This window comes from Xanthomonas sp. NCPPB 1068 (assembly GCF_041479385.2).
GTDB lineage: Bacteria > Pseudomonadota > Gammaproteobacteria > Xanthomonadales > Xanthomonadaceae > Xanthomonas > Xanthomonas cannabis.
In genome coordinates this window covers 576,618-600,976 of the sequence record NZ_CM192986.1, presented here as the reverse complement: position 1 = coordinate 600,976, position 24,359 = coordinate 576,618, and the positions used below count along the sequence as shown (strand labels likewise).

At 67.8% G+C, this 24,359-nt stretch carries 22 protein-coding genes; 12 read left to right on the top strand and 10 right to left on the bottom strand.

Annotated features, from left to right (window positions below):
• The first annotated feature begins 91 nt into the window (after positions 1-91).
• Positions 92-1,459 carry an acetyl-CoA carboxylase biotin carboxylase subunit gene (accC, locus tag ACCQ12_RS02635; RefSeq protein WP_039405052.1) on the top strand — a complete coding sequence of 456 codons (1,368 nt, stop codon included), beginning with the start codon at positions 92-94 and terminating at the stop codon, positions 1,457-1,459.
• A 470-nt stretch (positions 1,460-1,929) separates the two neighbouring features.
• Here the strand turns inward: accC and ACCQ12_RS02630 are convergent, their stop codons facing one another.
• Both ACCQ12_RS02630 and ACCQ12_RS02625 read right to left on the bottom strand, forming a co-directional pair.
• Positions 1,930-2,295, bottom strand: a complete 366-nt coding sequence (locus ACCQ12_RS02630; protein ID WP_039405049.1) for a hypothetical protein — start codon at positions 2,293-2,295, stop codon at positions 1,930-1,932.
• A complete protein-coding gene (locus tag ACCQ12_RS02625; protein ID WP_372382860.1) occupies positions 2,292-3,218 on the bottom strand; it encodes a hypothetical protein in 927 nt (308 codons plus the stop codon). Before ACCQ12_RS02625 ends, ACCQ12_RS02630 begins: the two co-directional genes overlap by 4 nt.
• 324 nt (positions 3,219-3,542) lie before the next feature.
• On the opposite strand from ACCQ12_RS02625, the gene prmA reads away from it, so the two are divergent.
• Entirely contained in the window at positions 3,543-4,463 is a 921-nt protein-coding gene (gene prmA, locus ACCQ12_RS02620; protein ID WP_166743703.1) for a 50S ribosomal protein L11 methyltransferase, read from the top strand.
• Positions 4,464-4,478: 15 nt separating this feature from the next.
• On the opposite strand, the gene ACCQ12_RS02615 is transcribed toward prmA, so the two are convergent.
• Entirely contained in the window at positions 4,479-4,970 is a 492-nt protein-coding gene (locus ACCQ12_RS02615) for a hypothetical protein (RefSeq protein ID WP_372382859.1), read from the bottom strand.
• Between the two features lie 149 nt (positions 4,971-5,119).
• Here ACCQ12_RS02615 and ACCQ12_RS02610 point away from each other — a divergent pair, with 149 nt between their 5' ends.
• From ACCQ12_RS02610 to fis, 3 genes are all read left to right on the top strand, one after another.
• Positions 5,120-5,497 carry a helix-turn-helix transcriptional regulator gene (locus ACCQ12_RS02610; protein ID WP_039564907.1) on the top strand — a complete coding sequence of 126 codons (378 nt, stop codon included), beginning with the start codon at positions 5,120-5,122 and terminating at the stop codon, positions 5,495-5,497.
• A 249-nt stretch (positions 5,498-5,746) separates the two neighbouring features.
• Positions 5,747-6,763 (top strand): DUF3426 domain-containing protein, encoded by a 1,017-nt coding sequence (locus tag ACCQ12_RS02605; RefSeq protein ID WP_372382858.1) that lies wholly within the window; start codon positions 5,747-5,749, stop codon positions 6,761-6,763.
• A 116-nt stretch (positions 6,764-6,879) separates the two neighbouring features.
• Positions 6,880-7,152: a DNA-binding transcriptional regulator Fis gene (fis, locus tag ACCQ12_RS02600; protein WP_047693382.1), complete on the top strand. Its 273-nt coding sequence runs from the start codon at positions 6,880-6,882 to the stop codon at positions 7,150-7,152.
• A gap of 86 nt (positions 7,153-7,238) precedes the next feature.
• Here the strand turns inward: fis and ACCQ12_RS02595 are convergent, their stop codons facing one another.
• From ACCQ12_RS02595 to ACCQ12_RS02570, 6 genes are all read right to left on the bottom strand, one after another.
• A complete protein-coding gene (locus ACCQ12_RS02595) occupies positions 7,239-8,213 on the bottom strand; it encodes a phosphatidate cytidylyltransferase (RefSeq protein WP_047693384.1) in 975 nt (324 codons plus the stop codon).
• The gene (locus ACCQ12_RS02590) at positions 8,210-8,842 is read right to left on the bottom strand and encodes a lysophospholipid acyltransferase family protein (RefSeq protein ID WP_047693385.1); all 633 of its coding nucleotides are present in this window, start codon (positions 8,840-8,842) and stop codon (positions 8,210-8,212) included. Before ACCQ12_RS02590 ends, ACCQ12_RS02595 begins: the two co-directional genes overlap by 4 nt.
• 223 nt (positions 8,843-9,065) lie before the next feature.
• Positions 9,066-9,509 (bottom strand): hypothetical protein, encoded by a 444-nt coding sequence (locus ACCQ12_RS02585; RefSeq protein WP_372382857.1) that lies wholly within the window; start codon positions 9,507-9,509, stop codon positions 9,066-9,068.
• Positions 9,506-10,840, bottom strand: a complete 1,335-nt coding sequence (locus ACCQ12_RS02580; protein ID WP_372382856.1) for a phosphatase PAP2/dual specificity phosphatase family protein — start codon at positions 10,838-10,840, stop codon at positions 9,506-9,508. Before ACCQ12_RS02580 ends, ACCQ12_RS02585 begins: the two co-directional genes overlap by 4 nt.
• Positions 10,837-12,591 carry a bifunctional alpha/beta hydrolase/class I SAM-dependent methyltransferase gene (locus tag ACCQ12_RS02575; RefSeq protein ID WP_372382855.1) on the bottom strand — a complete coding sequence of 585 codons (1,755 nt, stop codon included), beginning with the start codon at positions 12,589-12,591 and terminating at the stop codon, positions 10,837-10,839. The genes ACCQ12_RS02580 and ACCQ12_RS02575 overlap by 4 nt, the downstream gene beginning before the upstream one ends.
• 75 nt (positions 12,592-12,666) lie before the next feature.
• Positions 12,667-13,281 (bottom strand): CDP-alcohol phosphatidyltransferase family protein, encoded by a 615-nt coding sequence (locus ACCQ12_RS02570; RefSeq protein ID WP_372382854.1) that lies wholly within the window; start codon positions 13,279-13,281, stop codon positions 12,667-12,669.
• A gap of 73 nt (positions 13,282-13,354) precedes the next feature.
• On the opposite strand from ACCQ12_RS02570, the gene purH reads away from it, so the two are divergent.
• From purH to yccS, 3 genes are all read left to right on the top strand, one after another.
• On the top strand, positions 13,355-14,938 hold the full coding sequence (purH, locus tag ACCQ12_RS02565) for a bifunctional phosphoribosylaminoimidazolecarboxamide formyltransferase/IMP cyclohydrolase (protein ID WP_372382853.1): 1,584 nt from the start codon (positions 13,355-13,357) through the stop codon (positions 14,936-14,938).
• A gap of 136 nt (positions 14,939-15,074) precedes the next feature.
• Positions 15,075-16,370: a phosphoribosylamine--glycine ligase gene (gene purD / locus ACCQ12_RS02560; protein WP_166751784.1), complete on the top strand. Its 1,296-nt coding sequence runs from the start codon at positions 15,075-15,077 to the stop codon at positions 16,368-16,370.
• A gap of 301 nt (positions 16,371-16,671) precedes the next feature.
• Entirely contained in the window at positions 16,672-18,885 is a 2,214-nt protein-coding gene (gene yccS / locus ACCQ12_RS02555; RefSeq protein ID WP_184441235.1) for a YccS family putative transporter, read from the top strand.
• A gap of 135 nt (positions 18,886-19,020) precedes the next feature.
• Here yccS and ACCQ12_RS02550 read toward each other — a convergent pair whose 3' ends face one another.
• Positions 19,021-20,211, bottom strand: a complete 1,191-nt coding sequence (locus ACCQ12_RS02550) for an MFS transporter (protein ID WP_166749689.1) — start codon at positions 20,209-20,211, stop codon at positions 19,021-19,023.
• 97 nt (positions 20,212-20,308) lie between these two features.
• On the opposite strand from ACCQ12_RS02550, the gene ACCQ12_RS02545 reads away from it, so the two are divergent.
• The 4 genes from ACCQ12_RS02545 to ACCQ12_RS02530 all read left to right on the top strand — a co-directional run bounded on the left by ACCQ12_RS02545 (position 20,309) and on the right by ACCQ12_RS02530 (position 24,243).
• Positions 20,309-21,211, top strand: a complete 903-nt coding sequence (locus ACCQ12_RS02545; protein WP_104579278.1) for a LysR family transcriptional regulator — start codon at positions 20,309-20,311, stop codon at positions 21,209-21,211.
• A gap of 67 nt (positions 21,212-21,278) precedes the next feature.
• The gene (locus ACCQ12_RS02540; protein ID WP_372382852.1) at positions 21,279-23,201 is read left to right on the top strand and encodes an MFS transporter; all 1,923 of its coding nucleotides are present in this window, start codon (positions 21,279-21,281) and stop codon (positions 23,199-23,201) included.
• A 287-nt stretch (positions 23,202-23,488) separates the two neighbouring features.
• On the top strand, positions 23,489-23,833 hold the full coding sequence (locus ACCQ12_RS02535; RefSeq protein WP_006450995.1) for a CD225/dispanin family protein: 345 nt from the start codon (positions 23,489-23,491) through the stop codon (positions 23,831-23,833).
• Complete coding sequence (locus ACCQ12_RS02530) at positions 23,833-24,243, top strand: DUF2752 domain-containing protein (RefSeq protein WP_104579281.1); 411 nt, start codon at positions 23,833-23,835, stop codon at positions 24,241-24,243. Before ACCQ12_RS02535 ends, ACCQ12_RS02530 begins: the two co-directional genes overlap by 1 nt.
• The last annotated feature ends 116 nt before the right edge of the window (positions 24,244-24,359 follow it).

Here is a 24,359-nt window from a genome sequence, read left to right as displayed (position 1 = left end):
GCTGCGATGAAAACTGCAGCCGGTTGCTTTTTCGAGTCCCGGGTCCCGGGTCCCGGGTCCCGAACATCACCCTGCGTTCGGAACTTTTCCCATGCTCGATAAAGTCGTCATCGCCAACCGAGGTGAAATCGCGCTGCGCATCCTGCGCGCGTGCCACACGCTCGGCATCCGCACGGTCGCGGTGCATTCCACGGTCGACCGCAACCTCAAGCACGTCGCCATGGCCGATGAGTCGGTGTGTATCGGCCCGGCCGCGTCCAGCGACAGTTACCTCAACATCCCGGCGTTGATCGCCGCGGCCGAGGTGACCGATGCGCAGGCCATCCATCCCGGGTACGGCTTTTTGTCGGAAAACGCCGACTTTGCCGAGCGCGTGGAAGAATCCGGCTTCATCTTCATCGGACCCAAGGCCGACACCATCCGCCTGATGGGCGACAAGGTCGAAGCGATCCGCGCGATGAAGGCCGCCGGCGTGCCATGCGTGCCCGGTTCGGGCGGCCCGCTCGGCGATGACATCGTCGCCAATACCAAGATCGCGCGCGAGATCGGCTACCCGGTGATCATCAAGGCCGCCGGCGGCGGCGGCGGGCGCGGCATGCGCGTGGTGCATTCGGAGGCGGCGCTCAAGGCCGCGATCGAAACCACCAAGTCCGAAGCCAAGGCCGCTTTCAGCAACGATCAGGTCTACATGGAGAAGTTCCTGGAAAATCCACGCCACGTGGAAATCCAGGTACTGGCCGACGGCCAGGGCGGTGCGATCCATCTGGGCGAACGCGATTGCTCGATGCAGCGCCGTCACCAGAAAGTGGTGGAAGAAGCGCCGGCCCCGGGCATCACCGAAGAACTGCGCAACGAGATCGGCAAGGTCTGCGTGGATGCGTGCATCCGCATCGGCTACCGCGGCGCGGGCACCTTCGAATTCCTGTTCGAAGGCGGGCGCTTCTATTTCATCGAAATGAACACCCGTATCCAGGTGGAGCATCCGGTGACCGAGCGCATCACCGGTATCGACCTGGTGTGCGAGCAGCTGCGCATCGCCGCCGGCCACAAGCTCAGCATCAAGCAGAGCGACATCGTGCTGCGCGGGCATGCGATCGAGTGCCGCATCAACGCCGAGGATCCGGAAACCTTCATGCCCAACCCGGGCCTGATCACCGCCTTCCATCCGCCCGGTGGCCCGGGTGTGCGTGTGGATACGCACATCTACGCCGGCTACAAGGTGCCGCCGAACTACGATTCGATGATCGGCAAGCTGATCGTGCATGGCCCCGATCGCGAAACCGCGATCGCACGCATGCGCGTGGCGCTGAGCGAGATGGTGGTGGACGGCATCAAGACCAACATCCCGCTGCAGCAGCGCATCATGCGCGACAAGGGCTTCCAGGCCGGCGGGCAGAACATCCACTATCTGGAAAAGCGCTTGGCCGAGCGCAAGAACAAGTCGATCGCGCTGACCTGATCGCAAGCGCCATGGCAACGAAACAGCCCGGGAAACCGGGCTTTTTCGTTGCACCCTGGTGCATCGCGCCGCGACTGCCTCGCACCGCCAGCCCTGCAAGCCAGCCGGTCCATGCGTAGGAGCGCACCCGGGCGCGACCGCGCTTTATCGGCGGAACCTCGTCGCGCCCAGGTGCGCTCCTACGCAATCCGCGGGTGCGAGGCCTGGAGGCGCAAGCCATTGCCGGATCCGATGTGCTTTTTCGTTGCGTTGCATCGCGCCGGCAGTGCCTCACGCAGGCCAGGCACGCGGCTGGACGACACCCCGCACCGGCAAACCATGCCACCAGTCGACCTGTACGTAGGAGCGCACCCGGGCGCGAGCAGGCTTTATCGGTAGATCCGGTCGCGCCCGGGTGCGCTCCTACGGGATCCAGGGTGCTGCCGGGTCCGCTGCGCAGATCGTCCGTCGTCCGCGCGGATACGCACCGTTCAACGCCGCGGCGCAGGCGCCTGCTGGCTGCCGGGTACCGGCACGATGCCGCTGGCCGACGACGGGTCGACCACGGTCATGGTTTCGGTGGAACCGTCTGGCCAGACCACCTGAAAGGTCGAGCCGGCCGGCAAGGTGGAAAACGGCATGGCGCTGCTGGCGCGGTATAGCGCGGCGACCTGGCTTGCGCCGTGCCGTCGCTGCTGTTCGTCGGCGGTGACGCTGGTGGACTTCACCGACAGCGGCTGGTAGCGGTGATCGGCGGTATCGATCATCACGATGCCCACCGCCGCGGCCGAATACGCCACGAACAGGGCCACCCAGAACCAGAACTTGGCGCCATGCGCCAACCGACGGTAATTCATGACTGTGCTCCCGCATCGGACACCAATGTATCGACCATCTCATCCACCCTGTCTGCTCCCTGCCGCGGCACCGCGGCGTCGAATACGAACGACACGAAATCCTGCGCGCCGGCGCGCGAACAGATGCCCGCGTTGGCGCAATAACTGGTGACCAGCGTGCTGTCGGCACTGCAGTCCAGGCCCAGCCGACACGCCGCCACCTGCCAGGCCAGTTCGGCGAACTGATCGCCGGCCACATAACCATCCAGGCTGTCATCGCCGCTGGCGCGCGCCCCCATCGCCGGGGCCAGGGCCAGATAGGCCTCCGGGTCGCGCGAGGCGAGCACGCGCCGTACCAGCGTGCGCTTGTAGGCCGGGGTGGCCTGCAGGGGTTCGCCCAGCGCGAGCAGGGCGGCCTCGGCGGCCAGGCTGCCGGCGCGCGCCGCGCGCAGGCGTTGCTGCGCCACCAGCCGCGGGCTCAGCCCGTCGCTGGGCGCGAAACCGGCGCAGCGCTGCGCCACCCGATCACGCGCGGCATGCATGGCCGCCACGCCCGGCGTGGCATGCGCGGCGATCCACGCGCTGTCGGCGGCATAGCCGGCCGGGCTGGCGGCATACGGTGCGCAGTAATCGTAGACCCGGCTCAAGCGCCAGCCGGCCTGCGCATCGCCGGCCTGTACGCGTTGTTGCAGGTGCTGCGCGTAGCGATACAGATCCGGCTGTGCATCCACCGCATCGCGATCACGCAACTGCAGTGCCGTGCCACGTTCGAAGGCCGCATGCACCGGCCGCGTGGCGACGGCCGGCTGCGTGGCGGCAGTGGCCGGCGCGGTGGTCGTGGTGGCTGGCGTGGCCGGATGCGCACGCACATGCCACCAGCCCGCCGCCGCAAGCGCGACGGGAGCGAGCAACAGCCAGAGATGGCGGGCACGAGCAAGCGGCATGACAGCGGCAACCAGCGGCGGAGACGCCCGCAGCGACGGCGCGGAGTCTAGCACCCGGTTGCACGGGCAATGGCGGCCAGGCGAACGCTGCCATGGCTGCTCGCGCGGCGACGAACAGCGCCAGACGCAGATGGGTGGGTCGCATGCAGTGGGCACGCAGTGCCGGGGGCAGATGCAACGCAGACGGCAGCGGCACACGCGGCCAGATCGCCGCAACCGCCGCGCTGGGCCGACGCTGGCAGTGGCGGCGCATGACCAACTGCACGGCAGCCGGCCTGCGCGAATGGTCTACGATGCACGCCTTCATTGTTACCGACTGCCACGATGCCGTTTCTTCAACTGACCCTGCCCTGCACCGATGCCGATCAGCCCCGTTTCCAGACCGCCATGGAGGAAGTCGGCGCGCTGGCGGTGACCTCGCTCGACGGCAACGACGATGGCAGCAATAGCCACGCCATCCTGGAACCGGGCGTCGGCGAAACCCCGTTGTGGAAGGAGCTGGAGTTGACCGCGCTGTTCGACAGCGAGAGCGACCCGCTGCAGGTCCTGGCCGCGCTGGATGCGTTCGACCCGGAACTGGACTGGAGCCAGGTGTCGTTTCGCATGGTCGAAGACAGCGACTGGATCCGCGCGTGGATGGACCTGTTCAAGCCGATGCAGTTCGGCGCGCGCACCTTCATCGTGCCCTGGGATCAGGCGTTGCCCGAGGCGGCCAGCACGCCGGAGGCGGCCGTGGTGCGGCTGGACCCGGGCCTGGCCTACGGCTCTGGCGCCAGCCCGACTACCGCGCTGTGTCTGCGCTGGCTCGACAGCCTGGGCAGCAGTGGCGTGCTGCGCGATGCGCGCGTGCTCGATTTCGGCTGCGGCTCGGGCATCCTGGCGCTGGCCGCGCTCAAGCTGGGCGCGGCCAGCGCGGTGGGCGTGGACAACGACCCGCAGGCGCTGCTGGCCACCGCCGAGAATGCCGAGCGCAATGGCCTCCAGGCGCAACTGACCGCCTGCATGCCGGAGGATGAGCCGGTGCAGACCTATTCGGTGGTGGTGGCCAACATCCTGGCGACGTCGCTGGACGCGCTGGCCGAGCTGCTGGCCGCACGCGTGGCGCCGGGTGGACGTTTCGCGATGTCCGGCATCCTGCAGGGGCAGGAAGACGAACTGCTGGAGCGCTATGCGCCGTGGTTCGAGCAGTTGCGCTGCGAACGCGAAGAAGACTGGATCCGCATCGACGGCGTCCGCCGCCACTGAGCCGGCCGGGCGGATTCACCGCTGCGCCCGGCCGGCGCGGATCTGCGCGGTGGTCAGCGCATCGTTCACGCTGATCGCGCGCAGGCGGGTCACCGCCTGCCAGCCGCCGCGCTGCAATGCCTGATTGCGCCAGCGCCCGGCCTGCAGCCCGGCGACCACACGCAGCGCGAGCTCGGCCACCAGCAGCGCGGCCCAGCCGCCTGCCACCCACGGCGGCGCGCCGGCGAGCGCCACTCCCACGGCGATGGTGACCAGCAGCATCCCGCTCGTCAGCAGCGGCCAATGCCGGTAACGCAGCGCCCAGCCCCGTGGCGCCAGCGCCGCTGACCACTGCACGCCCTCGGCGACGGCGGTCCAGTCCTGCCCGCGCCGCCAGACCTGGTAGACGGCCGCCCCGCGGAAGCGTTCGACCGACGGATCCAGCGGCGAATCGGCGGGCCACCGCGTGCTGGCGGGTGGGCGTTGATCGCCGGTACGCCGGGATTTCGGGGTGACAGGCTCGACCATGAACTTCCTCCTTGAGTTCGCTGTGATCTCTTCATCGACATCTCACCGACAGTATCGCAAACATATGCCTATATGAAAGTTATACGAACTATCCCCGAGGGCTGCTAGGGCTATATCTCCCGGCCCCGTCTGCCTTCCATCGGTGCCGTGTGAGCAAGCTGTACGAACGGGTACGCGAAGCCCGCAGCTTCACCAAGCTGACCCAGGAAGCCCTGGCCGGCGAGCTGGGCGTCACCCGCAGCGCGGTGGCCCAGTGGGAAATGGCCGAAGGCACCGCGCCGTCGGTGGAGAACCTGATCGGCCTGGCCAGGCGCAGCGGCATGGCCTTCGAATACCTGGCCACCGGCCGCGGCGAGCGCGTGTTCGGCCCGCCGGTCCCGGCCATCGCCGAAGAACCTGCCCAGTACCGCCGCCTGGATGACCAGCAACGCGTGCTGCTGGCCCGCTTCGACACCCTGGCACCGCGCCAGCGCAGCGGGCTGCTGGATCTGTTGCTGGCCGAGGGCAAGACGCGGCGGCGGCGCTGAGTTTCGGGAATCGGGAATCGGGAATCGGGAGTCGGAGTCCGGAGTCCGGAGTCCGGAGTCCGGAGTCGGCGGGAGCGTGGTTGTCGCACTACTTGTTGTGCCAGGGAGCGGATGCGGTAGCCGGGATCGCTGCAGCAGCGACTGCGCACGCCGCCACCTGCACCGTGGCGTTGCCCGGGCTGATGCATCCAGGTTCGCCGGCCGCTGCGCGCGTGGTTGAATAGCGCTCTTCCCGCTGCACGCCTGCCGATGTCCCAGACCCCGCCACCGCGCCGCCCGCTGGCCACCTTCCTGCGGGCAACCCCGCCCGCCGCGCCGACCTTGATCCCGACGCCAACGGTGCCCGCCGCCGAGCCGCCGGAGCAGGTGTTGCCGGTGCCAGCGCCCGCGCTGCCGCCCGCACCCGCACAGCCGGTGGTGCCGCCACCGCCGGCACCGGTCATCTCCGCACCGGCTGCGCCGGTGACCGGCCTGCCGGCCAACCAGCCCAGCCGCGCGCCGGCAGCGCCGCACGAACCCATCCCCGCACGTGCAGACGCCGAACCGGACCATGTCGCAGGCACGCCAGGCATGCACGGCACTGCGGATGCCGCGGTCGGTGCCGCAGACCGGCCCGACGCGCGCGCGCCCGATGCCGATCTCCCGCGCCCCCCGGCTGCCGAGGCCGACCCCACCGTACAGGCCGCCATCGCCACCGACGACGCAGGCGATCCGGCCTCCCCTGCGTCGCCGTTCCACCCACTGCCCGCTGTCGCGGCTCCCACGTTTGCACGCCGGGGGTTCGCCCGCCCGCGCCTGCGCGCCAGCGGCCGGCAGTGGGCGGTGTTGATCAGCCTGGTGGCGCTGCTGGGGCTGCAGATCGTCGTTGCCGACCGCGCCCAGCTGGCCGGCAACGCGCGCTGGCGGCCGCTGGTCGGCGCGGCCTGCACGCTGGCGCGCTGCACGTTGCCGGCCTGGCGCGAGCCGGCCGCGCTGACCCTGCTCACCCGCGATGTGCGCCCGCTGCCCGGCGCGGCCGGGGTGCTGCAGATCCAGGCCAGTTTCCGCAACGATGCACGCTGGGCACAGGCCTGGCCGTGGCTGCAGCTGTCGTTGTCCGATGCCGATGGGCGGGTGATCGGCACCCGCGTGCTGACACCGCAGGAGTATCTGGGCAAGGCGCCGGCCGCGCAGGACACGCTTGCGCCGGGCCAGGCGGTGCAGGTGGCGTTCGCGGTGCGCGAACCGGCCGCAAGCACGGCCGCCTTCAGTTTCGACTTCCGCTAAGCGGACGCGACCCGCACTCGTCGCGCACATGGGCGTGGCGAGCGGTGAGGTCACGCGCTAGACTCACTCCCCCTCGCCGGCCACGCGTCCCGGCTTCGTGACACTGGGAACTTCCTTTGAACGCAGCCTCCTCCCGTCCTGACACCAGTCGTGGCGCCCCCAAGTCGCCCCTGCGCGAACACGTGGCGCAGTCCGTGCGCCGTTATCTGCGCGACCTGGATGGCAGCGACGCGGACGATGTATACGAGATCGTGCTGCGCGAAATGGAAATCCCGTTGTTCGTCGAAGTGCTCAACCACTGCGAAGGCAACCAGAGCCGCGCCGCGGCGATGCTGGGCATTCACCGGGCCACGTTGCGCAAGAAGTTGAAAGAGTACGGGCTGACCTAAGCCGGGAATCGGGATTGCGGAATCGGGAATCGTAAGCGCGACGCGGCATCGCTGATGGGCGACGTACGCGATGGTGGGCTGCGGCCTTACGCCCACCCGTAGCGGATCAGATGGAAGAACACCGGCGCGGCGAAGCACACCGAGTCCAGGCGATCGAGCACGCCACCGTGGCCTTCGATCATGTGGCCCCAGTCCTTGATACCGCGATCGCGCTTGATCGCCGACATCACCAGCCCGCCGAAAAAGCCCATCAGGTTGGCCACCAGCGCCAGCCCAAACGCGTGCCACGGCGCAAACGGGGTGATCCACCACAGCGCCATGCCGAGCAGGCTGGCCGACAGCACGCCGCCGATGAAGCCTTCCACCGTCTTGGACGGCGACAGCTTCGGCGCGATCAGATGGCGGCCGGCCAGCTTGCCCCAGACGTACTGCAGCACGTCCGACGATTGCACCACGATGACCAGGAACGCGATCAGCAGCAGATTGCGTCCGGCGTACCCGGGAATGTCCAGGTTCAACAACGCGGGCACGTGCGAGATGCAGAACACGCAGATCATCAGCCCCCACTGCACCTTGGCCGTGCGTTCCAGATAGCCGGTGGTATCGCCACCGATGGTGGCCAGGATCGGTAGCACCAGGAACGCGTACACCGGGATCAGCAACGTGTACATGCCGTACCAGCCGGTCCACACCAGCCCGTATTGCCACGGCAGCACGATGTAGAACGCGGCCAGCAGCGCGTAGTAATCGCCGCGCCGCGTGGGGGTCAGGGTGATGAACTCGCGCAGCGCAAACAACGACACCAGCGCGAACAGCCCGATGACGCCGGCGCGGCCGAATACGAACGCAATGCCGACCACCGCCGCCATCACCCACCACGCGCGGATGCGTGCGACCAGGTTGTCCAGCACCGCACTCGGGCGTTCGCGCGCACGCCAGCGCAGCGTCTCGGAAATCAGCGTGGCAATCACCAGTACCAGCGCAATGCCGCTGAACAACCACAGCGTCTGCTGATGCATCGAGGACTGCTGCAGCTGCCCGCTGAACACATAAGGATTCATGCGCGCGCCTCCAGTTGCTCCGGCGACAACGCCAGCAGCGCCACGCGTGCGCGTGCCAGAAACGCATCCTTGTCCTCATCGGCGCCCAGCCGCAGCGGCGCCCCGAAGGTGGTGGTGCACAACAGCGGCAACGGCAGCCACTTGCCCTTGGGCATCACGCGCTTGAGGTTGTCGATCCACACCGGCACGAACTCCAGTTCCGGGCGTTGCCGCGCCAGGTGATACAGCCCGCTCTTGAACGGCAGTACGCCTTCGTCCGGGTTGCGGGTGCCTTCGGGAAACAGGATCAACGAATCGCCGGCGTCCACTGCATCGCACAGGCATTGGATCGGGTCGCGGGTGCGCTGCGCGGCATCGCGCTCGATCAACACACCGTTGAACACCGCATGGATCAGGTAGCGACGCAGTGCAGTGCGCTGCCAGTAATCGGCAGCGGCTACCGGACGCACGGTATGCCGCAGGCTGGCCGGCAGCGACGACCAGATCAGCACGAAATCGCCGTGGCTTGCGTGATTGCCGTAATACACGCGGCGTTCGTTGGAGGGCGCACACCCACGCCACAGCGCACGCGCGCCGGTCAGGGTACGAATGGCGCCGCTGCAGGCACGCGCGATCAAACGGGCAATCATGTCCACTCCCATGCGCGCACGGGTGTGCGCAGCGCTAACTTCACGATCGGTGCTGCAGCGGCGTGCGAGATCGCCGGTGTCGATGCCGAGGCACCCGGCGCATGCCACGCTGCGCGCAGGGCATGGCCCCATCCGCGCAATGCGCTGGCTTGAGCGGTGGCCGGTAGCAACCGTTGCAAACGTGCCAGCGGCGCGGTGAGAGCCTGTGCCGCGTGCGCCCCGCTCACAGCAGTGCCTTGCCGATCAGTGCGGCGCACAGGGCCAGCACCTGCACAACCACGCTACCCACTTGCCTCAACAGCAGACGGCGCATGCCGGCCCAGCGCGCCAGCCAGTCGCGTGGCGCCGGCACCGTGCGCAGCAGGCCGATCGTCTGCAACTCCTGATCGAGCTGTTGCGCGGCGCGATGCTCGTCGCTGTTGTCGATGGAGATCTGCTGCAGCACGGCCTCCAGCAGGTCCGCATCCAGGCCGACCCGGAATGCCCACACGCGCTGCAAGAAGCCGGCAGCCACACTGAGCGCGTAGCACAGCTGGATCGAGGCGGGTGCATCGGTGATGCCAAGCAGCACGATCACGGCAGCCAACAGCAGCAGCGAACACCGGTCCAGTGCAGCGCCCTGGCGCAACACCGCATGCATGCTGGCAAGTGTCATGGTCGCGCTCATGCGGGCACCTGCCCGGTGACTGCATCGCGGCTGTCCACCGCGCAGGCTGCCGCAATGGCCGCACGGTGATGCGCACGCAGCACGATCGCCGGCCGCGCCGCACGTAGTTGCGCGATGGCAGCGTCCACACCGGTAGCCCGCCCACTGCGGATCAGCCAGGTTGCGATGCTGGCCGCACTGCGCGAATACCCCAGGGCGCAACACACCAGCACCGGCCCATGCGCACGCGCCTGTTCGATCGCCTGCGCCGCCGCGCGCAACTGCGCTGGCGACGGTGCCACCAGATCCAGCATCGGCACCACCTGGTCCTGCGCGCATGCGGCGTACAACGACAGTTCTGCAGACACGTCCACGACTGCGGCAATGTCACCGCGTTGCCCGGGCAACGGAATCCGCCCCAGCCACACGTCATCGGCCACCAGGCGCGGCACTGGATCGCGCCGTGTCCATAGCCGCGAATTGCACCAGGCCGCCAGCAGATACGGCGCATACAACCAGCGCGCGGCAAGACTCAAGCGCCCATCGCTGCGCTTCTGGAATCCGAGCGGGCCGAGCAGCGCGTAATTCATGGCCACCAGCGACAAGGACAGGGTGATCCACAGCAGCCACAGCCCGGCGCCACCACTCCACAGCGCAAGCGCGCCACTGACCAACGCGCCGGCCAGATACGCAGCGGCCAATCGCCAACGGTGCGCGTCGCGTGTCAGCCGTGCCTGCGCAAACGGCGCAGCGCTGCGCTCCGGCCACAGCCACACGCACAGCCAACCCGCCGCCAGGCCGCTGGGGATATCCAGGAAGTGATGTTGATAGGTGGTCAGCACCGACACGCCGATCAGCGCAAACCAGCCATGCAACAGCCAGCGCCACGCACCGGAAAGATGCTGCGCATAGCGCACCCACAACACCCCCAGCAGCACGATGTGCAGCGATGGCGCTTGATTGAAGGGCTTGTCGAAACCCAGCAACACCGCAAACAACCAGCCGAACACGCCATCGGTATCGGGCCGGACGAAGCTGTAGCGCAACGGCCATAGCAAAAAACACGCCACGCACAGCAGCTGCGCGCTGAGCAGGCGCAACGCGTGCGTGTCCAGCTCGCGCCGCGTGCGGCAGACAAAGAACGACACTGCGTAGAACAGGTCGATCGACCAATACGGCACGATGGTCCATGGCCAGAACGGCATGCCGTGTTCCCAGCCGAACACCACCGATGGCACCTGCGTGGCCCGCCCGGCCAGCGTGTTGGCCAGGCCATAGCTGAGGAAAAAGAACGGTCCGAGCAACGCCAGCCACAGCGCGGCACGAGCGGTGGGGCGTGCGCCGTGCGTCATGACTGGATCCGCTGCGCCATCGACACGGTGAAGATGCCGAACGCATCGATGCGCTGCGCCACCTTGCGAAAGCCCGCCGCTTCCACCAGGCCATCCATTTCCTGCTGGCTCCGCCGACGCATCACCCAGGCCACGCCATCGCGGTGGCTGGTGAGCGCGCGCGCAATGAATTCCAGCTGCGGATGCCAGGGCTGGCCGGTGTAGAGCAGGTAGCCCCCCGGCTGCACTGCGGCGGCAAGACCTTCCAGCGAGCGCGCCACCTGGTCGTTGTCGGCAAACAGCTCGTACAGGCCCGACACCACCGCCAACGTCGGCGCCGGCTGCACTGCCGCCAACGCCGCCGGGTCGAAGGCATCGCCTTGCTCGAACCGGGCGATCTCGCCAGCGCCCAGCGCCTGGATCAGTGCGGTGCCCTGGGTGACGTTGAGCGGGCTGAAATCGCGCAGCACGATCGCATCGGCACGTTGCGCGCCGCTGCCCAAGGCGTCGAGCACGTAACGCCCGTGTCCTGCGGCAACGTCCAGCACGCGCACCGGCATGCCGGCACCACGCAACCGTGTCGCGGCATCACGCAGCAATTCACCCAGATGCGCGCCGCGGATGCGGATGCCGCGCCAACCGATCGCGTTGAGATAATTGCGGTCGATCATGCGGCCCAGCGGCCCACGACCACGCGCCTGGTTGCGGTAGATGTAGTCCAGCGTGCTGCCGGAGTCGAAACCGGTCTGCAGGCCGAGTGCGATGCCCTCGGAGAGCGTGCCGCCCAGCCGCAGGCCGGCACGCACGCCGCGCCAGCGCAGGTCCTGCAGGCTGTTGCGCGGCGGTGGCCAGGCCAGCCGCTCGGCCTCTTCGAAACTGGGGCCGCTGCGGTGCGCGTCGCGCAACTGCGCGCGCACCGGCGGTGCTGCGAAACGCGCCTGGATGAACGCGCGCATCGGCGCAAGCGCAAGCGCACGATCGCGCTCGCCCAGGGTGTCGTGGAAGAAGCCCGGCAACCAATGCCGCTGCTTGATCGGCGAACGCAGGTTTTCGTAGAAGCGGTCCTGCGGGCCGCGATGCACCACGAAATCCGAGCCGGAGACCAGTAACTGGGTTGGCACGGTGATCGCCTGCGCATCGTCCACCACGCGCGCGGCCGCCGCATACAGGCCCAGCAACACGCGCACCGAAATCGGGCGGGTGATCAGCGGATCAGTGCGATAGCTCTCCACGCGCTGCGCATCGTGGGTGAGCCACTGCGGCTTGACGTAGCTGTTGACGAAGAAGTTGCCGCGCAGCGCATGCATCAGCGCCAGCCCGGCGCGTGCGAACGGCACGTACAACTTCACCTTGAACGCCGGCGAGGCCAGCACCAGCGCGCGCAGTGGCGGGGCATAGTCGTGCACCCAGGTGGCGGCCACCACCGCGCCCACGCTTTGGGCCACCACCGCAATGTCCTGCACCGCGATGCCGTGGGTGGTGCCAATGTGCGCGATGAAGCTGTCCAGATCGCGCACCAGCGCCTCGAAGCCCGGCGCATCGCCACGCGCGCCGGGCGAGCGGCCATTGCCGCGCGCATCCCAGGCGAAAAACTGCGCGTCGGGCAGGTCCAGTTCCTCGGCCAGATGCATCACACGGCCGGAGTGCTCATGCCCGCGATGCAGCAGCACCACCGCCTTGGGCGCGCCACCTGCCACCGGGGCCGGCCAGTGCCGATAGAACAACTGCACACCATCGAAACTGGCGAACTCGCGCTCGACGACATCACGCATCGGATCATCCTGAAAGAAGAAAGTGAAAGAGCGCAGCGGACACCGCATGCGCACTGCGGCGCGCAGGCAGTGCGCTTAGCCGGCCGGCGCCTCCGCCAGCCCAGCGCGCACCCGTCGCCACACCGTGGCGATGCAGGCCAGACTCAGCGCGATGGCGACCCAGCCGACGCCGCGCCCACCCAGCAGCCCGCATGCCAGCCCAACGCCGACCACACCGATGACGAAGGCGCGGTCGCTCTTGCCCATCGGCCCGTCGTAGCGGCGGCTGGCGCCGACCATCAGGCCGAGCACGCCGGCGTATTCGGTCAGGGCGGCCAGCAATGCGAACAGCCATAGCCAATGCGCACCCACCCCGGGCACGCCAAGCAGGCTCAAGTACAACGCCGCGTCGGCCACCACATCGCACAGTTCGTTGAGGTAGGCACCCAGGCGCGACTGCTGGCCGAACTCGCGCGCCAGCATGCCGTCGATGGCGTTGAGCCCCATGCGCAGCAGCATCCACACCGGCAGCAACAGATACAGCAGCGGCCAGCCGGCGCCGGCACGGTAGACCACCGCTGCCACCAGCAACGACACCGCCGCCGCGCCCAGCGTCACCTGGTTGGCGGTGATGCCGCCGCGGTACAGCGCGCCCACCATCGGCCGCAGCAACGCCTGGAAGCGTCCTTTCAAAGCATAGATCGAGGCCATACGGGGTGTTGAGTCCATTCGAGCGCTGGCGCAGCCTACAATATCGGCTGCTCCGCAACGACATCCCCCACCGATGGCCACTGATTTGCTGCCCGTGCGCCGGGCCCTGCTCTCCGTTTCCGACAAGACCGGCCTGATCGATCTGGCCCGCGCGCTGGCAGCGCGCAACGTCGCGCTGCTGTCCACCGGCGGCACCGCCAAGGCGATCCGCGAGGCAGGCCTGCCAGTCACCGACGTGGCCGATCTCACCGGGTTCCCGGAAATGATGGACGGCCGGGTCAAGACGCTGCACCCGCTGGTGCACGGCGGCCTGCTCGGGCGTGCCGGCATCGATGAAGCAGTGATGGCAGAACACGGCATCGTGCCGATCGACCTGCTGGTGCTGAACCTGTATCCGTTCGAGTCGGTCACCGCCAAGGCCGACTGCACGCTGGCCGATGCGGTGGAAAACATCGACATCGGCGGCCCGGCGATGCTGCGCAGCGCGGCCAAGAACTTCGCGCGCGTGGCGGTGGCCACCGACCCGGCGCAGTACGCCGACCTGCTGGCAGAGCTGGAGGCCAACGATGGCCAGCTCTCGGCCGCCAAGCGCTTTGCGCTGTCGGTGGCCGCGTTCAACCGCGTGGCGCAGTACGACGCGGCAATCAGCAACTATCTGTCGGCGGTGGCCGACAGCGCAGAGAGCGTGCCCACGCGCAGCCCGTTCCCGGCGCAGATCAATTCCAACTTCGTCAAGGTGATGGACCTGCGCTACGGCGAGAACCCGCACCAGTCCGGCGCGTTCTACCGCGACCTGTACCCGGTGCCGGGCACGCTGGCCACCTTCCAGCAGTTGCAGGGCAAGGAACTCAGCTACAACAACCTGGCCGATGCCGATGCGGCGTGGGAATGCGTGCGGCAGTTCGATGCACCGGCCTGCGTGATCGTCAAGCACGCCAACCCCTGCGGCGTGGCGGTGGGCGTGGCCTGTGGCGATGCCTACGAACTGGCCTACGCCACCGACCCCACCAGCGCGTTCGGCGGCATCCTGGCCTTCAACAAGACCCTGGATGCCGCGACGGCGAAGGCCATTCTGGATCGCCAGTTCGTCGAGGTGCTGATCGCGCCCGACTACGAGGCCGGCGCGCTGGAATACGCCACCAAGAAAGCCAATGTGCGCGTGCTCAAGATTCCGCATGGCAACGGCTTGAACAATTACGACACCAAGCGCATCGGCTCGGGCCTGCTGATGCAGTCGGCCGACAACCGCGGCATGTCGCTGGGCGAATTGAGCGTGGTCACCCAACGCGCGCCCAGCGAGGCGGAACTGGGCGATCTGTTGTTCGCCTGGCGCGTGGCCAAGTACGTCAAGTCCAACGCGATCGTGTATGCCAAGGACAGCCGCACCATTGGCGTGGGCGCCGGGCAGATGAGCCGCGTGGTCAGCGCCAAGATCGCCGCGCTCAAGGCCGAAGAAGCCAAGCTCACCGTTGCCGGCTCGGTGATGGCCTCGGACGCGTTCTTCCCGTTCCGTGACGGCATCGATGCCGCCGCTGCCGCCGGCATCAAGGCAGTGATCCAGCCCGGCGGCTCGATGCGCGATGGCGAAGTGATCGCCGCCGCCGACGAACACGGCATCGCAATGGTGTTCACCGGCGTGCGCCACTTCCGGCACTGACGTGCCGGGAATGGGGAGTGGGGAATCGGGAATCGTGAGAGCGGTTCCCTATGCCACTCCACATCGTACGGCCCGCAGAACCAGGGACTTTGCTGTTCCCATTCCCTAATCCCCATTCCCCATTCCCGGTACCTCCATGAAAATCCTCGTCATCGGCTCCGGCGGCCGCGAACATGCCCTGGCCTGGAAGATCGCGCAGTCCGCGCGCGTGAGCGAGGTGCTGGTGGCACCCGGCAATGCCGGCACTGCCACGGAAGCCAAATGCCGCAATGTCGCGATCAAGGTCGACGACCTGGACGGCCTGCTCGCGCTGGCGCAGCGCGAGGATGTCGCGCTCACCGTGGTCGGCCCGGAAGTGCCGCTGGTGCTGGGCGTGGTGGACCGCTTCCACGCCGCCGGGTTGCGCATCTTCGGGCCCACCGCCAAGGCCGCGCAGCTGGAAGGCAGCAAGGCCTTCGCCAAGGATTTTCTTGCGCGCCATGGCATTCCCACCGCGTATTACGCCGTGCACACCGACGTGGACGCCGCACTGGCATACGTGCGCGAAAAAGGCGCACCGATCGTGGTCAAGGCCGATGGCCTGGCGGCCGGCAAGGGCGTGATCGTGGCGATGACCTTGGCCGAAGCCGAAGACGCGGTGCGCGACATGCTCTCGGGCAATGCGTTCGGCGATGCCGGCGCGCGCGTGGTGATCGAGGAATTTCTCGATGGCGAAGAAGCCAGCTTCATCTCCATGGTCGATGGCACACACGCCTTGCCGATGGCCACCAGCCAGGACCACAAGCGTGTGGGCGACGGCGACACCGGCCCCAACACCGGCGGCATGGGCGCCTACTCGCCAGCCCCGGTGGTCACACCCGAGGTGCATGCGCGGGTGATGCGCGAAGTGGTCGAGCCGACCGTGCAGGGCATGATCGCCGACGGCGTGCCGTTTACCGGATTCCTGTATGCCGGGCTGATGATCGATGCGCATGGCGCGCCCAAGGTGATCGAATTCAACGTGCGCTTCGGCGACCCGGAAACCCAGCCGGTGATGCTGCGCCTGCAGTCGGATCTGGTCGATCTGCTCGACGCGGCCATCGACGGCACGCTCGACAGCGCGCAGGCGCAGTGGGACCCGCGCCCGTCGCTGGGTGTGGTCATCGCCGCCAGGCCGTACCCCGAAACCCCGGTCACCGGCGACGTCATCACCGGTCTGGACGCAGTGCCGGCCACCGCCAAGGTCTTCCATGCCGGCACCACGTTGAACGCCAATGGCCAGGTGATCAGCGCCGGTGGCCGCGTGCTGTGCGTTGCGGCGCTGGGCGACAGCGTGCTGGAAGCGCAGCGCAACGCCTACGCCGGCCTGCAGCCGATCCACTGGCCCAATGCCTTCCAGCGTAGCGACATCGGCTGGCGCGCGATCGCCCGCGAGCGCGACGCGCAGGGCTGAGCAGCGTCCTTCCCCCGCCGGCGGGGGAAGGTGCCCGAAGGGCGGATGGGGGCAAGCACGGACATCCGCTGGTTGTCGGCCGAATAGAGCAACAGCTCGCTTGTGGTCGTCGAGAAGGCAGTGTTCAACAGGTTGCAAGGTCACCAAGCGCGGTAAGCGGTCGTGCAGCGGGGCTGCGGTGCAATCGCATGTCGCTCCAGTCCGCACCCATGCCGGCTACTGACAAAGGACTAGCGCCTGTCCACACCGGCAGCGTGCGCGTGCGGCAATAATGCCGGTCACGCCTGCCCTTGCCGAGACCGTGGCCGCCACTACCTTCGAAACCCGCCTCAGCCGCCTGTGGGCCCATGAAAAGGCCAGCTACGGCCTGCGCGTGTTCATCGCGCTGGCGGTGGCGATGGGCGTGTGCTGGCACTGGCATCAACTCACCGCGGTGCCGGCGCTGTTCCTGGGCGCCATCGCCAGCGCCATCGCCGAGACCGACGACAACTGGCTGGGCCGTATCAAATCGGTGCTGCTGTCGTTGCTGTGTTTTGCCGCCGCCGCGGCTGCAGTGACGCTGCTGTTCCCGTATCCACTGGCGTTCGTGATCGGCATGGCCCTGGCGACCTTTTCGCTCACCCTGCTGGGCGCGCTGGGCGAGCGCTACGCGTCCATCGCGCAGGCCACGGTGGCCTTGTCGATCTACGCCATGATCGGCATGGACCAGCACGGCAGCCACGATCCGCGTATTGCCTGGCATGGCGCAGCGCTGCTGATGATCGGCGCCACCTGGTACGGCGTGCTGTCGATCCTGTGGACGATCCTGTTTGCCAATCGCCCGGTGCGCGAGCGGCTGTCGCGGCTGTTCTTCGAACTGGGCCGCTACCTCAGGCTCAAGGCCGATCTGTTCGAACCGGTGCGCCAGAGCGACCTGCACGCGCGCCGGCTGGCGCTGGCCGAACAGAATGCCAGGGTGGTGGGCGCACTCAACGCCGCCAAGACCGCGATCATGAGCCGCTTCGGCCGCTCGGGGCGGCCGGGCGTGCAATCGGGCCTGTATTTCCGGCTGTATTACATGGCGCAGGAATTCCACGAGCGCGCCAGCTCCTCGCACTACCCGTATGAAGCGCTGACCGACGCGTTCTTCCACAGCGATGTGCTGTACCGCTGCCAGCGCCTGCTCGCGCTGCAGGGCAAGGCCTGCGCCGCGCTGGGCGAGGCGATCCGGCTGCGCCAACCGTTCGACTACGGCGACAACAGCCGCCTGGCCACCGAAGACCTGCGCCAGTCGCTGGATTACCTGCATGCGCGCGCCGACCCGGCGCTGGCGCGCCTGCTCGGCGCGCTGGAACTGCTGGTCACCAATCTGCAGACCATCGAGCGCAAGTTGTCCGAAGCGGCGCAATTCGATTCCACCAGCGACAACCTCGACACCCGCCTGCGCGATTCCTCGCCGCATACCCTGCGCGAGATGGCCGCCCGGCTCGGCCAACAGCTCACGCCCGGCTCGGTGCTGTTCCGCCACGGCCTGCGCATGGCCATCGCGCTGGTGGTGGGCTACGCGGTGATGCAGTCCATCCATGCCGACAACGGCTACTGGATCCTGCTCACCACCGCGTTCGTGTGCCGCCCCAACTACGGCGCCACCCGCCTGCGGCTGGTGCAACGCATCGCCGGCACCCTGATCGGCCTGGTCGCCACCTGGGCGCTGATGCAGCTGTTCCCGGGCACCGAAGTGCAGTTGCTGCTGGCCCTGGCCGCTGCGCTGATCTTCTTCGTCACCCGCACCGATCGCTACATGCTCGCCACCGCCGGCATCACGGTGATGGCGCTGTTCTGCTTCAACCTGCTCGGCGATGGTTTCGTGCTGATCTGGCCGCGCCTGATCGACACCCTGATCGGCTGCGCGATTGCCGCGGCGGCCTCGTTCCTGATCCTGCCGGACTGGCAGGGCCGCCGCCTCAACCAGGTGATGGCCACGGTGCTGGCCAGTTGCGCGCGCTATCTCACCCAGGTGCTGGAGCAGTACGCCAGCGGCATGCGCGACGATCTGCCCTACCGCATCGCACGCCGCGACATGCACAACGCCGATGCCGCGTTGTCGGTTGCGCTGTCCAACATGCTGCGCGAACCGGGCCGCTACCGGCGCAATCTGGACGCGGGTTTCCGCTTCCTGGCGTTGTCCAACACCTTGCTCGGCTATCTCTCCGCACTGGGCGCGCACCGCGCCGCGCTGGAGGGCGAACACGATCCCGCCATCGCGCAGGCAGGCGACTACCTGCAGCGCGCGCTAGGCGAGATCGCCACCGCCTTGCGCGAACGCCATCCGCTGCCGGTGCACGACGAAAGCGAAGAACTCGCCACCGCCGACGCATTGGAACACCACGCCGTGCAATTGCCACCCAAACAGCGCCTGGTGCGCGACCAGCTGGCGTTGACGCTGCGCTTATTGCCCAAACTGCGCGCTGCGGCGCTGGCGGTGACCACCGCGCCGGCAGAGAACACCGCGCGTCTGGCCATCAACAAGGCTTAGCGGCGTGTTGCCCACAGGTGCGGTGGCCGTCGTGCAGCCAACGCAGCGTCCCTGTGCAAGGCGACACCGAGCCATGCAATGCCGCGCAACTGCCACATTCGTGCAATTGCCACGTCGTCGCCTCATCAGCCACGCCTACTTCCACTGCCTGCGCGCCACGCTCAGCCCCACCCAACCCAGCGCCGCTGCAGCAAGCACCGCGCCACCGATCACCACCCCCATCCAGCCGGCCTGCGCATACGCGGCCGTGCCCAACGTCGAGCCCACCGCACCGCCGATGAAATAGCAGGTGATGTAGGCCGAGGTGATGCGATTACGCGCGGTGGGGTTGCGCTGATAAATCACGCTCTGGTTGGCGATATGCACGCCCTGCACCGCGATATCCAGCAGCAACACGCCCACGATCAGCAGCACGATCGACTGCGGCGCAAACGCCAGCAAACCCCACGACAGCAGCAACATCACCAGCCCGCCCCAGCTCACGCGGTCGCCATGGCCGTGATCGGACCAATGCCCGGAGCGATTGGCGGCCAGCGCACCGGCCGCACCGATCAGGCCGAACAACCCGATCACCGCGGTGCCGTAGCCATAGCTCGGCCCGGACAACAGAAACGCCAGCGTGGTCCAGAACATGCTGAAGCCGGCAAAGATCAACCCGCCCAGCACCGAACGCGAGCGCAGCACCGCATCGTCGCGCAGCAGCGTCAGCACCGAGCCCACCAACTGCGGATAGGACAATTGCGCATTGCCGGGATGCCGCGGCAGCCCACGCCACAGCAGCCAGGCGGTGACCAGCAGCAACCCGGACGCGATCCAGTACACCGTGTGCCATCCACCCACACCGGCCAGCACGCCGGCCGCGGTACGCGCCAGCAGGATGCCCAGCAGCAGCCCGCTCATCACCGTGCCGATCACCCGGCCGCGCTCGTGCGGTGCGGCCAGGGTGGCAGCGAACGGCACCAGGATCTGCGCCGCCACCGAGCTGGCGCCGGTCACGATCGTGCCCACCAGCAATATCGCAAAACTGTGCGAACTGGCGCTCACCAGCAGGCCCAGCGCACTCAGCACGAACAGGCCCACGATCAGGCTGCGCCGCTCCAGCCGGTCGCCCAGCGGCACCAGCAACAGCAAGCCGGCCGCGTAGGCCAGCTGCGCGGCGGTCACCACCGCACCGGCGCTGCGCACCTGGATTCCGAACGCCTGCGCCAGTGTTTCCAGCAAGGGCTGGGCGTAGTAGTTGCTCGCCACCGCCAGACCGGTGGCGGCGGCCATCAGCAGCACCAGGCGGCGCGGCAAGGGCGGGTGGGAGGTCGGCTCGGGGGTCATGGCGTGTGCCTGGCGAAAGGATGGGCGCAGTGTGGGCAGCGGCGATGCATCTTTCCAATGTATTGTTTTCACCGTGTCCATCGCGTTTCGAGATTGCATGCTGACCTTGCGCCAACTGGAATTTGCCGTGGCCGTGGCCGAAGAAGGCGGCTTCACCGCGGCCGCGCGCCGCTGCAACACCGTGCAATCGGCGCTCAGCCACCAGGTCGCCAAGATCGAAGAGACCTTCGGCGCACGCCTGTTCGAACGCGGCACCCGCCATGTGCGGCCCACCGCCGCCGGCGAAGTCTTTCTGCACAACGCCCGCGAAACCCTGCGCGCGGCCGAGCGCCTGCACGAGGAAATGGCCCAGGCGCTGGGCACGGTGCGCGGGCGGCTCACGCTGGGGCAGATTTCCTCGCTCACCACCGTGCAGCTGCCGGCGTTGCTGCATCAGTTCCGCAGTGCGCACGCGCGGGTGGACGTGCACCTGCGCACCGCCATGAGCGAGGCCTTGCTGCTCGATCTGGGTGAAGGCCGCCTGGATGTGGCCCTGGTCGGCGTTGGCCCGCAGGTCGCGGTGCCGGCGCAGCGCCTGCTGCTGCATGAAGAGGCGCTGGCCTTGATCGTGGCCCCCGGCCACCGCTTTGCCGCGCGCAAACGGGTGGCGCTGGCCGAGCTCGACGACGAACCGATGGCCGGGCTGATTCCCGGTGCCGGCGTGCGCGGCATCATCGATGCCGCCTTCGCGCAGGCCGGCCTGCGGCAGCGCCAGCAGTACGAGGTCACCCATGCCGATCTGGTGCGCGAACTGGTCGCCGCCAACCTGGGCGTGGGCATCGTGCCGCACACCATGGCCGGCGCCATGCGCGGCGTGGTCACGGTCGCACTCAAGGAGCGTTTCCGCTTTCTCACCTACGCCGTGTGGCGGCCCGACCCCACCCCGGCCGCGCGCGCCTTCGTCGCCTTGCTGCGCGCCCAACGCGCGCCCCGCACGCCAGCAGCACGTGCAGCGCGCTGAGCGAGGCGGCATCCACCAGCGCGCCGTGGAAGCCTGCTAGGCTGCGCGCGTTCGCAAAGGAAACTGCATGTCCGGTCACAGTCAGTTCGCCCTGCTCAGGCAGCGCCGCTTCTTGCCGTTCTTCGCTGTCCAGGCGCTGGGCGCGTTCAACGACAACGTCTACCGGCAGTCCATCATCGGCCTGTTGTTCTATCTCGGCATCGATGCCGCGCAGCGCACGCTCTACACCAATCTGGCGCCGGCACTGTTCATCCTGCCGTACTTCCTGTTCTCCGCGCTGGCCGGCCAGATCGCCGAAAAACTGGAAAAACAGAAGCTCATCGTGATCACCACCACGATGGAGATCGCCATCATGTCGCTGGCCGCGGTGGGCTTCATCACCGAGAACATGGTGATCCTGCTGATTGCGCTGTTCTGCACCGGCCTGCAGTCCACCCTGTTCGGGCCGGTGAAATATTCGATCCTGCCCTCGGTGCTCAAGCCGGAGGAACTCACCGGCGGCAATGGCCTGGTCGAGATGGGCACCTCCATCTCGATCCTGTGCGGCATGATCTTCGGCGGGCTGATCTTCCAGATTGCCGGCAGCCATGGCCCGGAGGCGGCGGCCACCGCGGTGATCGCAATCGCCGTCACCGGCAACCTGGTGGCGCGGCTGGTGCCCAAGGTCGACGCCGGTGCGCCCGAGCTGACCATCAACTGGAACCCCATACCCGAATCGCGCGCCATCATGCGCCTGACCCGGCGCACGCCGGCGGTGCGCAACTCGGTGCTGGGCGTGTCGTGGTTCTGGTTCGTCGGCACCGTGCTCACCGCGCAGTTGCCCACCTACGCGCAGCTCAATCTCGGCGGCCAGCAAGACCTGTACGTGTTTGCGCTGGCGTTGTTTTCGATCGGCACCGGCGTCGGTTCGCTGCTGTGCGAACGGCTGTCCGGGCGCACCGTGGAGATCGGTCTGGTGCCGCTGGGCGCGTTCGGCATCAGCGCCTTCCTGCTGGATCTGTATTTCGCCCGTCCCGGTGCAGCGCCGGTCATCGGGCTGTCGATCGGCCAGTTCGTGCAGCAGCCCGGCAGCGTGCGGCTGATCGTCGATCTGGTCGGCATCGGCCTGTTCACCGGCCTGTTCGTGGTGCCGCTGTTTGCGCTGATCCAGAGCCGCACGCCCAAGGCCGAGCTGTCGCGCGTGATCGCCGGGCTCAACATCCAGAACTCGCTGTTCATCGTGGCCGCGGCCGTCATCGGTATCGCATTGCAGCTGCCGCAGGTGGTGCTGTTCGGCGTGCGTCTTCCGTTGCCCGGCCTGAGCATTCCGCAGGTGTTCCTGGCGCTGGCCATCGCCAATACGCTGGTGGCGCTGTGGATCTTCACCCTGGTGCCTGAGTTCCTGATGCGCTTCCTCAGCTGGGTGCTGGTGAGCGTGTTGTACCGCCTGCGTGCGCGCGACATCGAAGCGCACGTTCCCGACGACGGCGCCGCGTTGCTGGTGTGCAACCACGTCAGCTACATGGACGCGCTGATCCTGTCGGCGGTGATTCCGCGCCCGGTGCGCTTTGTCATGTACTACAAGATCTTCCGCATCCCGGTGATGCGCTGGATCTTCCGCACCGCCAAGGCCATCCCGATCGCCGGCGCGCGCGAAGACCCCGCCTTGATGCAGCAGGCCTTCGACCGCATCGATGCGGCATTGGCCGATGGCGAACTGGTATGCATCTTCCCGGAAGGCGCGTTGACCAAGGACGGCGAGATCGCCCCGTTCAAATCCGGCGTCGAAAAAATCCTGGCGCGCCGCAGCGTGCCGGTGATTGCGCTGGCGCTGCGCGGCATGTGGTCGAGCATGTGGAGCCGCCGCGACACCCGCCTGGGCCGCATGCGCGTGCCGCGCCGGATGCGCGCCCGGATCGACGTGGTGGCCGGCCCCGCCGTGGCCGGCGATCAGGCCAGCGCCGCATCGCTCGAACAGCAGGTGCGCGCATTGCGTGAGGACCGCGCCTGAGTCCGGCGGGCGCGGGCTTTGCGTCCGTCGCGCACCGCGAGTAGCCTGTGCGCCACTGCACGCTTTGCCGCCGCGTTCGCCAAGCGAGCGCGACAGGCCGCACCGGGGGAAGTCGTTGTGCTCAACACCATCGCGCCTGAGGCGTCTGCCGTGATCGGCGGGCGTCGCGCATTCCAGCGGCTGGCCGTCGTGCCGGCAGCGATAGGCATGCCGATGCACTCGTCACCGGATAACACACCCCACTCACCCATCAGTTCGCTGTTGTTTACCACCCAAGGAGCTTCACCATGAGTGCCATCCCACCGCCGATCCATCCCTCGTCCAGCGCAGCACCCGGCCCAGTGCCCAATCACCTGATCTGGGCGATCGTGTCCACCGTGCTCGGCTTCTGCCTGTGCTGCCCGGCTCTGATCTCCGGCATCGTGGCGATCGTGTTTTCCAGCAAGGTCAACGGCCTGCTCAACCAGGGCGACATCGACGGCGCGCGTCGCGCTTCCAACACCGCCAAGACCTGGTGCATCGTGACCAGCGTGCTGGCCGTCATCGGCCTGCTGATCAACATCGGCATGGTCGCCACCGGCGGCATGCAGGGCTACATGGACTACATGCAGCAGTTGCAGCACATGCAGTAATGCAGCTGCGTCCACGCCATTGGCTTGGACTGGGGGCGGCCACCAGCGTGGCCGCCTTTGGCGTGTCGCTGCTGTATCGCTTCGACCCGAACGCGAGCAACAGCCCGTTCCCGCCCTGCGTGTTCCGCGCCGTCACCGGCTGCTACTGCCCCGGTTGCGGCATGACCCGCGCACTCCATGCGCTGGTGCATTTCGATCTCCCCGGCGCCTTCGCAATGAATCCGGCCGCCGTGCTCGGCCTGTTCACCCTGCCCGGCCTGATCGCCTGGAAAGCCGGCTGGCGCGCGCGCTGGTTCGCCCCGGTGGTGGCCGTGATGTCCGAACCGAAGTTCTGGTTATGGGCCTTGCCGATCTATTGGGTCGCAAGAAATCTGCCGTGGTACCCGTTTACGCTGCTGGCGCCGGGTTAGGTCGTCAGAATCAACTCTGCGGTCTCGGGGCAAGAATCCAGGCACGCTATCGAGCGATTAGCCAGGAAGACTGCCAGAGGTCACCACCTGGCAAAGTCGTCATCCAGTTCGACGAT

Coding starts and splice junctions, on each gene's coding strand:
- ACCQ12_RS02575 (WP_372382855.1), bottom strand. CDS start 12,591: ATGCGTGATGTCGTCGAGCGCGAGTTCGCCAGTTTCGATGGTGTGCAG.
- ACCQ12_RS02585 (WP_372382857.1), bottom strand. CDS start 9,509: ATGAGCGCGACCATGACACTTGCCAGCATGCATGCGGTGTTGCGCCAG.
- ACCQ12_RS02550 (WP_166749689.1), bottom strand. CDS start 20,211: ATGACCCCCGAGCCGACCTCCCACCCGCCCTTGCCGCGCCGCCTGGTG.
- prmA (WP_166743703.1), top strand. CDS start 3,543: ATGCCGTTTCTTCAACTGACCCTGCCCTGCACCGATGCCGATCAGCCC.
- ACCQ12_RS02580 (WP_372382856.1), bottom strand. CDS start 10,840: ATGACGCACGGCGCACGCCCCACCGCTCGTGCCGCGCTGTGGCTGGCG.
- ACCQ12_RS02590 (WP_047693385.1), bottom strand. CDS start 8,842: ATGATTGCCCGTTTGATCGCGCGTGCCTGCAGCGGCGCCATTCGTACC.
- ACCQ12_RS02625 (WP_372382860.1), bottom strand. CDS start 3,218: ATGCCGCTTGCTCGTGCCCGCCATCTCTGGCTGTTGCTCGCTCCCGTC.
- ACCQ12_RS02530 (WP_104579281.1), top strand. CDS start 23,833: ATGCAGCTGCGTCCACGCCATTGGCTTGGACTGGGGGCGGCCACCAGC.
- ACCQ12_RS02540 (WP_372382852.1), top strand. CDS start 21,279: ATGTCCGGTCACAGTCAGTTCGCCCTGCTCAGGCAGCGCCGCTTCTTG.
- ACCQ12_RS02615 (WP_372382859.1), bottom strand. CDS start 4,970: ATGGTCGAGCCTGTCACCCCGAAATCCCGGCGTACCGGCGATCAACGC.
- purD (WP_166751784.1), top strand. CDS start 15,075: ATGAAAATCCTCGTCATCGGCTCCGGCGGCCGCGAACATGCCCTGGCC.
- ACCQ12_RS02595 (WP_047693384.1), bottom strand. CDS start 8,213: ATGAATCCTTATGTGTTCAGCGGGCAGCTGCAGCAGTCCTCGATGCAT.
- ACCQ12_RS02570 (WP_372382854.1), bottom strand. CDS start 13,281: ATGGCCTCGATCTATGCTTTGAAAGGACGCTTCCAGGCGTTGCTGCGG.
- accC (WP_039405052.1), top strand. CDS start 92: ATGCTCGATAAAGTCGTCATCGCCAACCGAGGTGAAATCGCGCTGCGC.
- ACCQ12_RS02605 (WP_372382858.1), top strand. CDS start 5,747: ATGTCCCAGACCCCGCCACCGCGCCGCCCGCTGGCCACCTTCCTGCGG.
- ACCQ12_RS02630 (WP_039405049.1), bottom strand. CDS start 2,295: ATGAATTACCGTCGGTTGGCGCATGGCGCCAAGTTCTGGTTCTGGGTG.
- ACCQ12_RS02535 (WP_006450995.1), top strand. CDS start 23,489: ATGAGTGCCATCCCACCGCCGATCCATCCCTCGTCCAGCGCAGCACCC.
- ACCQ12_RS02545 (WP_104579278.1), top strand. CDS start 20,309: ATGCTGACCTTGCGCCAACTGGAATTTGCCGTGGCCGTGGCCGAAGAA.
- purH (WP_372382853.1), top strand. CDS start 13,355: ATGGCCACTGATTTGCTGCCCGTGCGCCGGGCCCTGCTCTCCGTTTCC.